Source organism: Actibacterium sp. (assembly GCF_041584535.1).
GTDB lineage: Bacteria > Pseudomonadota > Alphaproteobacteria > Rhodobacterales > Rhodobacteraceae > Actibacterium_D.
Window position 1 is genome coordinate 1 of sequence record NZ_JBFHDW010000034.1, and the last position, 13,621, is coordinate 13,621.

The 13,621-nt window shown below is 63.6% G+C and carries 11 protein-coding genes and 1 pseudogene; 3 read left to right on the plus strand and 9 right to left on the minus strand.

The window, feature by feature from the left end:
• The 5 genes from ABYW26_RS03040 to lptF all read right to left on the minus strand — a co-directional run.
• A partial coding sequence (locus ABYW26_RS03040) for a 4-hydroxythreonine-4-phosphate dehydrogenase PdxA (RefSeq protein ID WP_372603299.1) occupies positions 1 to 769 on the minus strand: 769 nt, incomplete at its 3' end.
• On the minus strand, positions 766 to 1,971 hold the full coding sequence (locus tag ABYW26_RS03045; protein WP_372603300.1) for a peptidylprolyl isomerase: 1,206 nt from the start codon (positions 1,969 to 1,971) through the stop codon (positions 766 to 768). The genes ABYW26_RS03040 and ABYW26_RS03045, both read right to left, overlap by 4 nt.
• A gap of 23 nt (positions 1,972 to 1,994) precedes the next feature.
• A complete protein-coding gene (locus ABYW26_RS03050) occupies positions 1,995 to 4,160 on the minus strand; it encodes an LPS-assembly protein LptD (RefSeq protein ID WP_372603301.1) in 2,166 nt (721 codons plus the stop codon).
• Positions 4,160 to 5,260: an LPS export ABC transporter permease LptG gene (lptG, locus tag ABYW26_RS03055; protein ID WP_372603302.1), complete on the minus strand. Its 1,101-nt coding sequence runs from the start codon at positions 5,258 to 5,260 to the stop codon at positions 4,160 to 4,162. Before lptG ends, ABYW26_RS03050 begins: the two co-directional genes overlap by 1 nt.
• A complete protein-coding gene (gene lptF / locus ABYW26_RS03060; RefSeq protein WP_372603303.1) occupies positions 5,257 to 6,396 on the minus strand; it encodes an LPS export ABC transporter permease LptF in 1,140 nt (379 codons plus the stop codon). Before lptF ends, lptG begins: the two co-directional genes overlap by 4 nt.
• A gap of 123 nt (positions 6,397 to 6,519) precedes the next feature.
• Between lptF and ABYW26_RS03065 the strand changes: the two genes are divergently transcribed.
• Both ABYW26_RS03065 and ABYW26_RS03070 read left to right on the plus strand, forming a co-directional pair.
• Positions 6,520 to 7,989, plus strand: a complete 1,470-nt coding sequence (locus ABYW26_RS03065; RefSeq protein ID WP_372603304.1) for a leucyl aminopeptidase — start codon at positions 6,520 to 6,522, stop codon at positions 7,987 to 7,989.
• Complete coding sequence (locus ABYW26_RS03070; protein ID WP_372603305.1) at positions 7,989 to 8,450, plus strand: DNA polymerase III subunit chi; 462 nt, start codon at positions 7,989 to 7,991, stop codon at positions 8,448 to 8,450. Before ABYW26_RS03065 ends, ABYW26_RS03070 begins: the two co-directional genes overlap by 1 nt.
• 48 nt (positions 8,451 to 8,498) lie before the next feature.
• Here ABYW26_RS03070 and ABYW26_RS03075 read toward each other — a convergent pair whose 3' ends face one another.
• Both ABYW26_RS03075 and ABYW26_RS03080 read right to left on the minus strand, forming a co-directional pair.
• Complete coding sequence (locus tag ABYW26_RS03075; protein ID WP_372603306.1) at positions 8,499 to 9,080, minus strand: TIGR02281 family clan AA aspartic protease; 582 nt, start codon at positions 9,078 to 9,080, stop codon at positions 8,499 to 8,501.
• Between the two features lie 62 nt (positions 9,081 to 9,142).
• Positions 9,143 to 10,996 (minus strand): ABC-F family ATP-binding cassette domain-containing protein, encoded by a 1,854-nt coding sequence (locus tag ABYW26_RS03080; RefSeq protein WP_372603307.1) that lies wholly within the window; start codon positions 10,994 to 10,996, stop codon positions 9,143 to 9,145.
• A gap of 122 nt (positions 10,997 to 11,118) precedes the next feature.
• Here ABYW26_RS03080 and ndk point away from each other — a divergent pair, with 122 nt between their 5' ends.
• Positions 11,119 to 11,541: a nucleoside-diphosphate kinase gene (gene ndk / locus ABYW26_RS03085; protein ID WP_372603308.1), complete on the plus strand. Its 423-nt coding sequence runs from the start codon at positions 11,119 to 11,121 to the stop codon at positions 11,539 to 11,541.
• A 151-nt stretch (positions 11,542 to 11,692) separates the two neighbouring features.
• Here ndk and gltA read toward each other — a convergent pair whose 3' ends face one another.
• A complete protein-coding gene (gene gltA / locus ABYW26_RS03090; protein WP_372603309.1) occupies positions 11,693 to 12,988 on the minus strand; it encodes a citrate synthase in 1,296 nt (431 codons plus the stop codon).
• 72 nt (positions 12,989 to 13,060) lie between these two features.
• Positions 13,061 to 13,621: pseudogene (locus ABYW26_RS03095) on the minus strand (glutamate--tRNA ligase); the annotation flags it as partial.

Consider the following 13,621-nt stretch of genomic DNA (forward strand, 5'->3'; position numbering starts at 1 on the left):
CCACCGCCACGTCATACCCGGCGCGTGCCCCGGCGTGGAACATGGTGTCGGCGGGCAGGGGGCCGGTCAGGGTCATGCCCTCGGCACGTAAATCGTCAAGCAGCGGCGCGATCAGGGTCAGTTCCTCGCGCCCCATCTTGCCGCCTTCGCCTGCATGCGGGTTCAGGCCAGCGACGGCAATGCGCGGGGCGCTGATGCCGAAATCGCGGATCATCGCCGCATGGGTGATGCGCAGTGTCGCCTCCAGCCCGGCACGGGTCAGGGTTTTCGGCACATCGGCCAGCGGAATATGGATCGTCGCTGGCACCACGCGCAGGGCATCGCAGGCCAGCATCATCACCACCTCGACACCGCCCGCCAGCGCCGCCAGATATTCGGTATGGCCGGGATAGGCGAAACCGGCGCCGTCCTGCAGCGCCTTCTTGTTGATCGGGTTGGTGCAAACCGCGCGGGCCTTGCCCTGTTGCACCAGTTCGACCGCGCGCCGGATGCCCGAGATCACCGCAGAGGCGTTTTCGGGTGCCGGTTGGCCGGGCGTGGCCGCGGCGGGGAACGGGTGGCGCAGCACCGGCAGCGCCCGCGCCGCGACGGCGGGGGCTTGCGCCGGGTCGTCGATTTCGCTGAACCGGGTGCCCGCAGGCAGATGCGCCGGATCGCCGATCCAAAAGAACGGCACCTCGGCGCCCAGCGTTTGCCACGCCTTGACGGTAATTTCCGGCCCGACGCCCGCGGGCTCGCCCGAGGTCAGGGCTATGGCCGCGCCGGTCATGGCTCGCGGATGATCGCGTCCGCCCGCAGTTCGGCCAGATAGCTTTCCGAATAGGAATTCAGACGCTGGGTGACCAGTTGCTGACGCAGGGCCGCGCGGTCGAATTCCTCGCCCAGTTGCGGCGTGCGGGCGCAAAGCATCACCAGCTCGACCGCGTTTTCGCGGGTCAGGATCGCGGATTCGCCGCTGTCCAGCTTGGCCAGCGCCAGCGCCAGATCGCCGGGAATGTCCGAAACGGTCTGCGTGTCGCGGATCAGTTGCTCGGGCGGCATTTTCTGGGCCAGCCCGTAAAGATCGTCACAGGTGTCGGCCTGTTCGGCCAGTTTCGCAGCCTGCGCGGTTTCACCGACCGGCAACAGCAAGCGGGCATATTCAACCGCCAGCGAGGCCGGTTCACGCAGGTCGTTTTCCTCGATCGCGCGCAGTTGGAACAGGCCGATGGCACTGGGCAGCGGGATCGGTTCGCTGACTTCACCCGGCCCCAGCGACAGCACTTGCGAGGCCACGGCCTGCGGCAGCAGCGACAGGTCCAGCCAGTCGATCCGGCCACCAATGCTGGCGGATTGCGACACCGAATAGGCGCGGGCGGCCTCGGCAAAGGCGGCGGCAGATTTCAGGTTATGCGACAGTTCCAGCGCCAGTTCCTGACTTTGAGCGCGGAATTCCGGCGTATCGGCGCGCAGAATGATTTCCGACATCAGGATTTTCGCACCACCGGCGCGGGTCGACAGGGCGATGGCGCGGTCGATCTCGTCCTCGGTGACCTGTGCCTTGGGGCCGAATTTGGTCTGCACCACGGCGCGCCAAGCCAGACCGGCAAGAACGAAATCGCGGAAGGTTTCGGGGGCCACGCCCTGAGCGCCGACGAATTGCAGGAATTCCTCGAGCGAGGCACCACCGCGGCTGGCGAATTCGGCCATCCCGGCGTCAAGACCTTCGGCGTTGATCTGGATGCCCATGGCGATCGACTCGTCAATGCGCAGCCGGTCGTCGATCAGATCGCGATAGGCAATGGCGGGCAGGTCGCCGGGGCTGTTCAGCGCCGCCATCAGGCGAATGCGCTGTTCGACCTCGAAATTGGTGATCGCCCGGTCGTTGACAAAAACGCGCGGCGCAAAAGGCTGGCCTTGCTGGGCGGTTGCCGCTGCGGGCACCGCAAGGACAAGGGCGATTGCGATTAGAAGGCGGGTCAGTCGGGTCATGTTACTCTGTCCGTTCTGCTCTTTTATCGGGCGCAGCTACGGCGATAGGAAGAACCTTGCGAGCCGTTTCCGACACCGTTCAGCGAAATTGTCAGACCGAGGTCCGTCGTCGGCCTCACACTAGTCGATGATGTAAAGCGGCGCGAGAGGGAAAGATCGACCGTGACGCATTCATTGGCATATTCCAGCCCGATCCCGGCCGTCGCGGCGCGTGAGGCGGCAAAGTCATAGCGCCAGTCGGCCTTGCCGGTCCAGCCAGGGGTCAGAACATAGGACGCATCCATCTGCCATTCGTTGCTGGGATCGGGGCGGTTCTCAGTCAGGTCGGCGACCTGCCAGATATAGCTTGATCCCAGCGACAGCCGGTCATTGGCCCAATTCACCCGCAGATCGTTGCGGGTAAAGGTGGCGTCGTCATCGAACAGCGCCCGGTTGGTCAGCGACAGGTTGCCCTGCGTGGTCAGGTTGACCGCCGCCAGCCAGTCGCTGCTGGCGCCGCTCAGGCCGCTGTCCGGCGAAAACTGGTTGAAGGTGTCAAAGCGCAGGATGCGCCCGACCGTCACGCCGGCCGACCAGCCGGTTTCGGCATAGCGGGTCCAGCCGACGCCCAGATTGGCGCGGAACCCTTGTTCATAGCTGTCCGCGCCGGGAAAGCGGCTGAGCGAGAACAGGTTGCCCTCGTCAAAGGCGGTCGACAGGCTGTCCTCGTTCGGGATGTCGCTGTTGTCCGGGGTGCTCCAGACCAGTTGCACCACCGGCTCGATCACCTGCGTCGCGCCATTGGCGCCGCTGCGGGCCATCGGCCAGCGCAGTTCGGTCGCCACAAAGGGCGCAAGGCGCAGGGTGCCATCGGGCGTGGTGCTGTCATCGGTGATGCCATAGTAATCCAGCGACACCGCGCCCTGAAGCCCGACCAACATACCGTTCGGCAGGGTCCAGTTGCGTTGCCAGTCGGCATCCAGCGAAAACCGCGCCAGATCGCGGCCGATCACATCGGTGGTCGAGCGGCGGTCAAAGGCAAAGGCCTCGGCTGACAGCGATGCGATGCCGCCGGTCAGGTCGGGCGACAGGCGGCGCTCCCACCGGGCATAGCCGACGGTTGACGGGATGGTGTCGTTCGATTCCGAGGCGCGCAGCGAATGGTAATAGATCAGCCCGGCGGCGATATCCTCGTCCCGGCGGGTGCGGCTGATGGTGACATCGCTGGCCAGACGGTCGGCGTCGGAATAATCGTAATCCGACAGGTAGGACGGATCGTTGACGGTCTGGATGTTAAAGGTCAGCTCATAATCGCGCGGCAGGTCGAACTGGCCCTTGGCGAACAGATAGGCGCGGGTCTGGCCCGGCAGCAGATCGTCATTCGACACTGCGGCGTTCACCTCGACCGTGCCCGAGGCAAAGGCGCGGCGCGCCCGCATTTCCAGCGTGCGGGTATAGCTGCTGCTGAGATAGGGCGTCAGCGTCAGGTCGGCATGGCGGCCCATGGTGATGAAATACGGCAGCTTAAGCCCGACCCCCAGCCCGTTGGTGGCGCGGATTTTCGGGGTCAGAAACCCCGTTGAGCGTTCCAGCGACGGATCGGGCAGGCGCATGCGCGGCAGATAGATGATCGGCAGGCCCATGACCTCAAGCCGGGCGTTTTCAAAGAAAAGCTGCTGTTCCAGCGAGTCGTGGATCACCCGGCTGGCGCGGATCTGCCACAGCGGCACCGGATTGCCGATGCAGACCATGCAGGACGAGGCCACGGTCTTGTCCAGCACCGAATAGCGCCCGCCGACGCGCAGAATTTCAGCGGCGGCCAGTTGCAGATGCTGGTCCAGCACCAACCGGGCCGAGCGCAGCAGGCCGTTCTCAAGATCCGATGACAATTGCGCCGATTCCGCCGTCAGAATCATGCCATCGGCCGAGACGATCCGCATCGGCCCTTCGATCGTCAGTTCATCCATGCGGCGGTCGTAGCGGACGCTTTCCGCGATCAGGCGATAAGTGTCGAACAGGATTTCGACCCGGCCACGCGCCTCGATCACGCCATCGGCGCTGACATCGACCCGGTCGGCGATCAGCGATGCCAGACCGGTTTCAGCCTGCGCAGCCGCACTTGGCGCCTCGGCCAGAACCGGGGCGGACAAGCCCAGAGCGGCCGCGCACAGCGCCGCCGACAGTGCCGATTTGACGCCTCCGCGCGGCATTATCCGTCCTCCAGATGCAACAACAGCCCGCCGGCCATCAAGATTGCGGCTAACGGCGGACTCCAGGCTGCAAGTGCCACGGGAATCTGACCATTCTCACCCAATACCTGCGCGAAATCGCGGAGGAAATACAAGCCCAACCCCAACCCGAATGCCATCATCACCATGGTTCCGGTCCGGCCAAAGCGGGTATGGCGCATGGTGAACACCGCCGCCAGCAAAACCATCGCCACGAAAATTGCCGGTTGGGCCAGTTCCATCTGGAGCCAGACCCGGTGACGGCGGGCCGAGAATCCGGCGGCTTCCAGATCACGGATAAATCGGGGCAATTCCCAGATCGGCACGGTTTCCGGCGCGCCGAAACTGTCGCGGATGCGTTCACGTGTCAGGTCCGAGGCAAGGCTGAGACTATCAAACCGCTGCGCCAGCTGTTCGGGATTCAGGCTGTGATCGGCCAATTGCCATTGCTTGGCATCGGTCAATTGCCACGCGCCTGCGGTCAGTTCGGCCCGGCGGGCCTCGATCCGGGAAATCGGCCCGGTGTCGCGCGAAAAGGCGATGAAGGTGACGTCATACAGCACCGTGCCATCGGAATTGGCGCGCGGGGCGCGGATCACCATCTGACCGTCGCTCGAGCCTTGGCGCAGCCACAGACCTTCGCGGCTGATCGACAGGGCGCTGTGGCTGCCCTTGCGATAGGTTTCAGAGGTTTCCTCGTATTTCTTGGTGGTGGCGGCGACCAGCGGGTTCAACACCGCCACGGTCAGCGCCCCGGCCAGCAGCGCCGTCACCACCGGCGCCATCAGGCTGCGCAGCGCCGAGCGCCCCGAGGCCCGCGTCACCACCAGTTCGGAACTGCGGGCCAGCCGCAGATACAGCGTCAGCGTCGACAGCATCACCACCAGCGGCAGGATGCTATACAGCGCATCGGGCGTGTTCAGCAAAGACAGGCCCAGAATTTGCGCAAAGGTCACGGTGCCGATTTCGAACCGGCGCACCTGTTCGACCACGTCCAGCAACAGCACGATCCCGGCAAAGGCGCTGAGCACCGACATCAGGCTAAGGCCGAACTTGCGGGCGAAATAAAAATGCAGCGTCATGCCGTGACCTCGACCGGGGCGGGATGCGCGCGGATGCGGCGTCGGGGTCGGCTGGCGATCCACAGCATCACCATGGCCACCGCCAGACCGGCCAGCGGCGACAGGTAATGCGCCCACCAGAACTGATCTGAACTGCGCGCCAGATCGGTGCAGGCATTGTCCAGAAACTGAGCCGCGATCAGCAGGATAATCGCCAAGGCGATCTGCCGCCACAGGCCAAAGCGGCTGAACCCGCCCAGCATCAGTGCCGAAAAGCCCAGCAGAACCGACGCCAGCGCCGTAAACGGCTGGGTGATCCGGGCGGTGCCTTCGCTGAGGAAATCGGCGCGGGTTTTGCTGGTTTCGGTCAGCAGATCAGGCGCTGCGGTCAGCAGTTCGACCGTGGACAGTTCGTCGATCCGGCGGCCACGCTGGGCGCCGGTGGCGATCATGCCGCCGATGTCGAACACGGAATCGGCGAAATGCGTCACTGCCAGCCGCTGATCCGACAGTCGCAGGGTCTGGGCCATGCCCTCGAACATCACCAGCTTGGGCGCGCCGTCCTCGCCCGGGACCAACAGCGCACGCCGCGCCGAATAGCTGATCCGCCGCAGCGGGCTGCGGGCATCCGACAGGAAAATGTCGCGCAATTCGCCTTGGGGCGAGATGTCACCGATATAGAAGGTGACGCCGGAAACCGGGTGCAGGAACTGGCCCTGCGTCAACAGTTTTGCGGTCAGGTTATCGGCGATCTCGGCCCGGCGGTCGGCCAGCTGTGCCCGGCTGGCGGGCACCAGAACGTGGTTCAGAACCAGCAACAGCAGCGTTACCAACAGCCCGAACGTCGCCACCGGACGCGCCATGCGGAACGGAGAAAACCCGCTGGCCTGCGCCACCACCAATTCGCTTTCCGACATCAGCCGGTTCACCGCATAGACCGTCGCCGCAAAGGCCGAGATCGGCAGCACCAGCTTGATGACATTCGGCAGCGCCAAAAGGGTGATTTGCAGGAACACGCCCGCGGTCTGGCCATCGCCGATCAGCTGGTCAAACAGCCTCACCGCCCGGTGCAGCCAGTAAACGGCGACCAGGACCAAGGAAAAGAACCCAAAGACGACTGTCAGTTGCGACAGCAAATAGCGATCAAATCGCGGCACGAGTCCCCCCAGGACCGAACGGATCGCGGCGACCCTAGACCAATTGCGGCGCAGGTAAAACTGCTATCTGGTCAACCGGCGGGGCAAGGCTTAGGTATTTGTAAACCCAACACGGAGAGCGCCATGACAACCCCGCCCGAAATCACCTTTTCCGAGACCGACCTTGACGCCATCGCCACTGCACCCGGCCGGATCGCGGTTCTGATCGGCGCCGAAGGCAAGCTGGACGCGGTGGGGCGGCGGGTGAACAAGCTGACCCGTGGCGCGCTGGCCCGGTTCGCTGACTCTGAGGGTTTTGAAAAGATGAAATCGGGCGAGATCCGCAGCCTTGCCTTTCCCTCGGGTCTGGCGGCCGAGGCGGTCGATCTGATCCGGCTGGATCGCCGCGCCAGCGTTGATGACGCCCGCAAGGCCGGGGCCGCTCTGGCCAAGGCGCAGGGCAAGGCGGATGTGCTGATCGCCGCTGGCACCCTGCTGAATGCCGCCGATCTGGCCTTTGGCTTTGCGCTGCGCGCCTATGAATTCGACCTTTACAAGACCAAGGACAAACCGGCCCGTGGCGCGGTGCGGGTCATGGCCTCGAAACCCGAAGACCTTGCCGCCGCCTCGGCCGCCTATGCGGCGCTGGCCGAAGGCATCTTCTTTACCCGCGATCTGGTCAATGAACCGGCCAACGTCCTGACCACCGACGATTTCGCCGCGCGCCTTGCCGCGATGCAGGAACTGGGGCTTGAGGTCGAGATTCTGGAAGAGGCCGATCTGGAAAAGCTGGGCATGCGGATGCTGCTGTCGGTCGGGCAGGGCTCGGCCAGCCCGTCCAAAGTGGTGGTCATGCAATGGAACGGCGGCGAAAAAGGCGCGGCGCCGCTGGCGTTGGTCGGCAAGGGCGTGGTGTTCGACACCGGCGGCATCAGCATCAAACCCGCCGCTGGCATGGAAGACATGACCATGGACATGGGCGGCGCGGGCGTTGTGGCCGGGGTGATGCGCACCTTGGCGCTGCGCAAGGCCAAGGCCAATGTCGTCGGTCTGGTCGGGCTGGTGGAGAACATGCCCTCGGGCACCGCGACCCGCCCCGGCGACGTGGTGAAATCCATGCGCGGTGTTACCGTTGAAATCATCAATACCGACGCCGAAGGCCGCCTCGTTCTGGGCGATGTGCTGTGGTATGCGCAAGAGCGGTTCAAGCCCTCGGGCATGATCAACCTTGCCACCCTGACCGGCGCGATCGTCATCGGGCTGGGCCATGAAAACGCCGGGGTGTTCTCGAACGATGACGCGATTTGCGACAGCTTCCTTTCTGCCGCCAAGGCCGAGGGCGAAGGCGCATGGCGGATGCCGATGTCGCCCGCCTATGACAAGCTGATCGAAAGCCGCATCGCCGACATCAAGAACACCGGCGGCCGCCCGGCGGGCTCGATCACTGCGGCGATGTTCCTGAAACGCTTCGTCAAGGATGAAACCCCGTGGATTCACCTTGATATCGCCGGGGTGGCGCATGTGAAATCCGACATCACACTGGCCCCCAAGGGCGCGACCGGGTGGGGGGTGATGGCGCTGAACCGCCTGATCGCCGATAAATTTGAAGGCTGATGGGAAACGCGCTGTTCTATCACCTGACCCGGCAACCGCTTGAGGTCACCTTGCCGATGCTGCTGGAGAAATCTCTGGCCGCTGGCTGGCGGGTGGCGGTGCGCGGCACTGACGAGGGCCGGATCACCTGGCTGGATGACCGGCTGTGGCTGGGCGGTGAGAACAGCTTTCTGCCGCATGGCCGCGCCGGCACCGGCTTTGATGCCGATCAGCCGGTGCTGCTGACCACCGCGCCGCAGGTGCCGAACGGCGCGCAATGCCTGATGGCGATCGACGGCGCCGAGGTCACCCCGGACGAGGTTGCGGCATTGGAACGGGTCTGCATCCTGTTTGACGGCAATGACCCCGAGGCGCTGGCCCATGCCCGCGCGCAATGGAAAACCCTGACCGACGCAGGGGTCGCGGCGCAATACTGGTCCGAAGAGTCGGGCCGCTGGGAAAAGAAGGCCGAGCGCAATTAACCGCGCCCGGTCTTTTTCTTGGCGAAAACACTCAAGCCCGGCCGCCGCTTAGCGCGACAGCACCAACTGGGTGCCGGTGATCTCGATCTTGTCGAAATGCTGTAAATACCCCATCCCCATCAGCGACGTATCCATCTCGCCGCCATTCACCCAAGCGCGCTGATTGCGGTCGGTGAACGGGCCAAGCTGCACCCGGTCCAGACGCACCGGCGCGGTTGCAACCGATCCGTTGGCGGTGCGGGCCTGAGCCCGGAAACTCAGGCCGTCGGGGTTCAACCCGACCCGCTGGGCATCGCGCCGGGTCAGCACCAATTCGCCCGCGCCGGTATCGACCACGAAGGGCACGTCGACGCCGTTGATCTGCGCGACGACGTGATAATGCCCATCCGCGCCGCGCGGCACGACGATGCGGCCCTGATCGGCATAGACCATCTGCCGCGGTGCCACGGTCTGGCGAATGTCGCCCCACAGACCGGCGGCGGCGATCACCCCCAGAAAGATCAGCCCCCAGACCGTCGCCTGCTGCGCGATCCGGCCCGGACGCTTGCGGGCATGGGCCAGAAAATAGCCGCCCACCGCCGCCAAAAGCAGGCCGAGATAGATAAATCTGGCGGTGTCGTCTGCGCTCATGCCAAAGCCCCGATCTGTGCCTTACCGATATAGGGCAGGGCGGGCGGAATTGCAGGGGCGGCCTAGCTTTGCGCTGATTCCAGCTTTTCCAGCGCCGCTATCCACATGCTTTCGGCGCGGTCCAGACCGTCCATCACCTCGGCATATTTCTTTTGCCAGACCTGCGATTCCGACAGGCGTTCGGGCTCGTAAATATCCGGGTCGGCCAGCTTTTTCGCCAGCTTGTCGCGCATATCGTTCAGCTTTTCGACCCGCTGCTCGCATTTGCGCACCTCGGCGCGCAGGGCCTGAACATCCTCGCGCGTGGCGCGCGGGCGCGGCGTTTGCGCGGCGTTTGCTGACGCGCGCGCGGGTTTGTCGCTGGTCAGCAACAGGGCGCGGTAGGCTTCCAGATCGTCTTCGAACGGCGCCACCTGACCATCTTTGACCAGCCACAGCCGGTCGGCCACCATCGACAGCAGATGCATGTCGTGGCTGACCAGAATGACCGCGCCGGAATAAGCGGTCAGCGCCTCGACCAGGGCCTCACGCGATTCGATATCCAGGTGGTTGGTCGGCTCATCAAGGATCAGCAGATGCGGCGCGTCCAGCGTCGCCAGCAGCAGCGACAGCCGCGCCTTTTGTCCGCCCGACAGGCGGCCCACTTCGGTCCCGGCCTGATCGGCACCCAGACCGAACCCGGCCAGTTGCGCCCGCAGTTTCGATTGCATCACATCGGGGCGCTCGCGTTGCAGATGTTGCAGCGGCGTCTCGTCGATATGCAGTTCGTCCACCTGATGCTGGGCGAAATATCCGATCCGCAGCTTGTTCGAGCGCGTCATCCGCCCGCTCATCACCGGCAGCCGGTCCGACAGCAGTTTCGACAGGGTCGATTTGCCCTGACCGTTCTTGCCCAGCAGTGCGATCCGGTCGTCCTGATCGATCCGCAGGTTCAGATTGCGCAGAACCACCGTATCGCCATAGCCGCAGGACGCGCCTTCAAGCGCGATGATCGGCGGTGACAATTCTTCGGGGCTGGGAAAGGTAAAGACCGTCCGCGCCGCGTCTTCAGGCGCGGTGATGGGCTGCATTTTCTCCAGCATCTTGACCCGGCTCTGCGCCTGTTTGGCCTTGCTGGCCTTGGCCTTGAACCGGTCGACAAAGCTTTGCAGATGGGCGCGGCGGTCGGCCTGTTTGCGGGCCTGCGCGGCCTGCACGGCGCGCTGTTCGGCGCGGGTGCGGGCGAATTGATCATAAGGGCCCTGATAAAAGGCCAGTTTCTTGTTTTCCAGATGCAGGATCGCGCCCACCGCCCGGTTCAGCAGGCCGCGGTCGTGGCTGATGATCAGCACCGTATGCGGGTATTTCGCCAGATAGCTTTCCAGCCACAGCGCGCCTTCTAGGTCCAGATAGTTGGTCGGTTCGTCCAGCAACAGCAGGTCAGGCTGGGCGAACAGAACCGCCGCCAGCGCCACGCGCATCCGCCAGCCGCCGGAAAAAGCCGAGCACGGCATCCGCTGTTCGGCATCGTCAAACCCCAGACCTTTCAGGATCGACGAGGCCCGGCCCTCGGCGGACCATGCGTCGATATCGGCCAGCCGGGTCTGCACCTCGGCGATGCGCGACGGGTCGGTGGTGGTCTCGGCCTCGGCCAGCAGGGCGGCGCGTTCGGTATCGGCGGCCAGCACCGTTTCCAGCAGGGTGATGTCCGACGACGGCACCTCTTGGCTGACGCCACCGATGCGGGCGCGCGACGGCAGCGAGATGTCGCCGCTTTCCAGCGCCAGTTCGCCCCGGATCAACCGGAACAACGTTGTCTTGCCGGCACCATTGCGACCGATCAGGCCGACCTTGTGGCCGGTGGGGATAACAGCACTGGCGCCCTCGAACAGAGGGCGACCATCGACGGCATACGAGATATCTTGGATCTTGAGCATGTGCGGCATGTGACCTATGCGGCCGCCGCCGTCAATCGCCGCTTTTCAAATCACGCCTTGCATGGTAGCAGGACGGCGAAATTCGCCGCCGTTTGGCGGCCTCAGACACTGGAAGAAATGACATGGCGATTCAACGCACCTTCAGCATCATCAAGCCCGACGCGACCAAACGCAACCTGACCGGCGCCATCAACGCCAAGCTCGAAGCCGCTGGCCTGCGCATCATCGCTCAGAAGCGCATTCACCTGACCCCGGCTCAGGCTGGCGTGTTCTATGCTGTGCACAAAGAGCGCCCGTTCTATGGCGAACTGTGCGACTTCATGGCGTCCGAGCCGATCGTGGTTCAGGTTCTGGAAGGCGAGAACGCCATTGCCAAGAACCGCGAAGTCATGGGCGCCACCAACCCGGCCGAAGCCGCCGAAGGCACCATCCGCAAGGAATTCGCGCTGTCGATCGGCGAAAACTCGGTTCACGGTTCGGATGCCGAAGAAACCGCAGCGGTGGAAATCGCTTACTTCTTCTCGGGTCTTGAACTGGTCGGCTAAGCCCGCAACCCGCGACGGAATAGAAACCGCCTGCCCGAAAGGGCGGGCGGTTTTTTCATGCGCTGCTGCGACGGGGCACCTGATCGGGCGTGGAAACGAAAACGGCCGCCCGATTGGGGCGGCCGTCTGATTGGTGTCGCAAGGTCCGCGCTTAGCGGTTTTCAACCTCGACATAGTCGCGCATGGCGTGACCGGTATAAAGTTGACGCGGACGGCCGATTTTCAGGCCCGGCTCCGAGATCATCTCTTTCCACTGGCTGACCCAGCCGATGGTGCGCGACAGCGCGAAGATCGGGGTGAACATCTCGGTCGGGAAGCCCATCGCCTCAAGAATGATGCCCGAATAGAAATCGACGTTCGGGAACAGTTTCTTCTCGGCGAAATACGGATCCTCCAGCGCCTGACGTTCCAGTTCCTTGGCAACTTGCAGGGTCGGGTTGTTCTCGATGCCCAGCAGGTCCAGAACCTCGTCGGCGGACTGTTTCATCACCTTGGCGCGCGGGTCGAAGTTCTTGTAGACGCGGTGGCCAAAGCCCATCAGACGGAACGGATCGTTCTTGTCCTTGGCGCGGGCGATGAATTCAGGGATGCGATCGACGGTGCCGATGGTGCGCAGCATTTCCAGGCACGCCTGGTTGGCGCCGCCATGGGCCGGACCCCACAGACAGGCGATGCCTGCCGCGATCGAGGCGAACGGGTTCGCGCCCGAGGACGAGGCCAGACGCACGGTCGAGGTCGAGGCGTTCTGCTCGTGGTCGGCATGCAGGGTAAAGATGCGGTCCATCGCGCGGCTGAGGATCGGGTTCACCTCGTATTCTTCACAGGGCACGGCAAAGCACATGCTCAGGAAGTTCGAGGCATAGTCCAGATCGTTGCGCGGATACACGAAGGGCTGACCGACGGTGTATTTATAGGCCATCGCAGCAATGGTCGGCATCTTGGCAATCAGACGCAGCGATGCGACTTCGCGCTGCCACGGATCGGAAATGTCGGTGCTGTCGTGATAGAAGGCCGACATCGCGCCAACCACACCGACCATGACGGCCATCGGATGCGCATCGCGGCGGAAGCCCGAGAAGAATTTGTGGATCTGCTCGTGCACCATGGTGTGACGGGTCACGCGGCTTTCGAAATCTTCCATCTGGGCGGCGGTCGGCAGCTCGCCGTAAAGCAGCAGAAAGCAGACTTCCAGATAATGCGATTTCTCGGCCAGTTGGTCGATCGGGTAACCGCGGTGCAGCAGCTCACCTTTGTCGCCATCGATGAAGGTGATGGTGGATTCACAGGAAGAAGTCGAGGTGAACCCCGGATCGTGCGTGAACACGCCGCCCTGAGAATAGAGCTTGGTGATGTCGATCACGTCCGGACCGGCGGTCGGCGTGTACATCGGAAGCTCAAGGGTTTTATCACCGATCGTCAGTGTGGCGGTCTTGGTGCTTTCTGGCATTCTTATCCCTCTCTGAAAGACCGCCGCGGACAGGCGCCGGTCGATGACGTAGCAGCGTGCGGGTTGTCCCGCTTATGGCATCACATCGGCCAGTCGGGCAAGTGTTTCATCCCGGCCGATGAGCAGCATCATATCGAATACGCTGGGCGAAACGGTCCGTCCCGCCAGCGCCGCGCGTAACGGTTGTGCAAGCTTGCCAAGTTTCAGATCCCGAGCCTCGGCAAAATCCGCAACCGCCGCTTCCAGCGCGTCTCGGGTCCAGCTAGCATTTTGCAATTCATGCGTCAATTCGTTCAGTATACCACGGGATACATCATCCAGAGCATTCGCCGCCTTCTCGTCAGGGGTGAAGGGCCGGGTTCCCAGAATAAAATGAGACTTTTCAAGCAACTGACCAAAGGTGCGGCTGCCGGATTTGACAATTGGCATGGCTTTTCGCAAATCAGCTTTTTGGCGGTCGGTCAGCGCGGGCGTGTCCGTAACCGCAACATAGGCCTCCAACTCGGCCATCAAAGCGTCGTCATCGGCGGAATTGATGTGCTGACCTGACAGATTTTCCAGCTTTTTAAAGTCCAGACGGGCGGGCGACTTACCGATTCCCCCAAGGTCGAACCACTGTTTTGCCTGCCCATC

What these genes read in the sequence shown, in the direction of transcription:
- ndk (WP_372603308.1), top strand. Translation starts at nt 11,119, where the DNA reads ATGGCGATTCAACGCACCTTCAGCATCATCAAGCCCGACGCGACCAAA.
- lptG (WP_372603302.1), bottom strand. Translation starts at nt 5,260, where the DNA reads ATGACGCTGCATTTTTATTTCGCCCGCAAGTTCGGCCTTAGCCTGATG.
- ABYW26_RS03075 (WP_372603306.1), bottom strand. Translation starts at nt 9,080, where the DNA reads ATGAGCGCAGACGACACCGCCAGATTTATCTATCTCGGCCTGCTTTTG.
- ABYW26_RS03080 (WP_372603307.1), bottom strand. Translation starts at nt 10,996, where the DNA reads ATGCTCAAGATCCAAGATATCTCGTATGCCGTCGATGGTCGCCCTCTG.
- ABYW26_RS03050 (WP_372603301.1), bottom strand. Translation starts at nt 4,160, where the DNA reads ATGCCGCGCGGAGGCGTCAAATCGGCACTGTCGGCGGCGCTGTGCGCG.
- ABYW26_RS03065 (WP_372603304.1), top strand. Translation starts at nt 6,520, where the DNA reads ATGACAACCCCGCCCGAAATCACCTTTTCCGAGACCGACCTTGACGCC.
- ABYW26_RS03070 (WP_372603305.1), top strand. Translation starts at nt 7,989, where the DNA reads ATGGGAAACGCGCTGTTCTATCACCTGACCCGGCAACCGCTTGAGGTC.
- ABYW26_RS03045 (WP_372603300.1), bottom strand. Translation starts at nt 1,971, where the DNA reads ATGACCCGACTGACCCGCCTTCTAATCGCAATCGCCCTTGTCCTTGCG.
- gltA (WP_372603309.1), bottom strand. Translation starts at nt 12,988, where the DNA reads ATGCCAGAAAGCACCAAGACCGCCACACTGACGATCGGTGATAAAACC.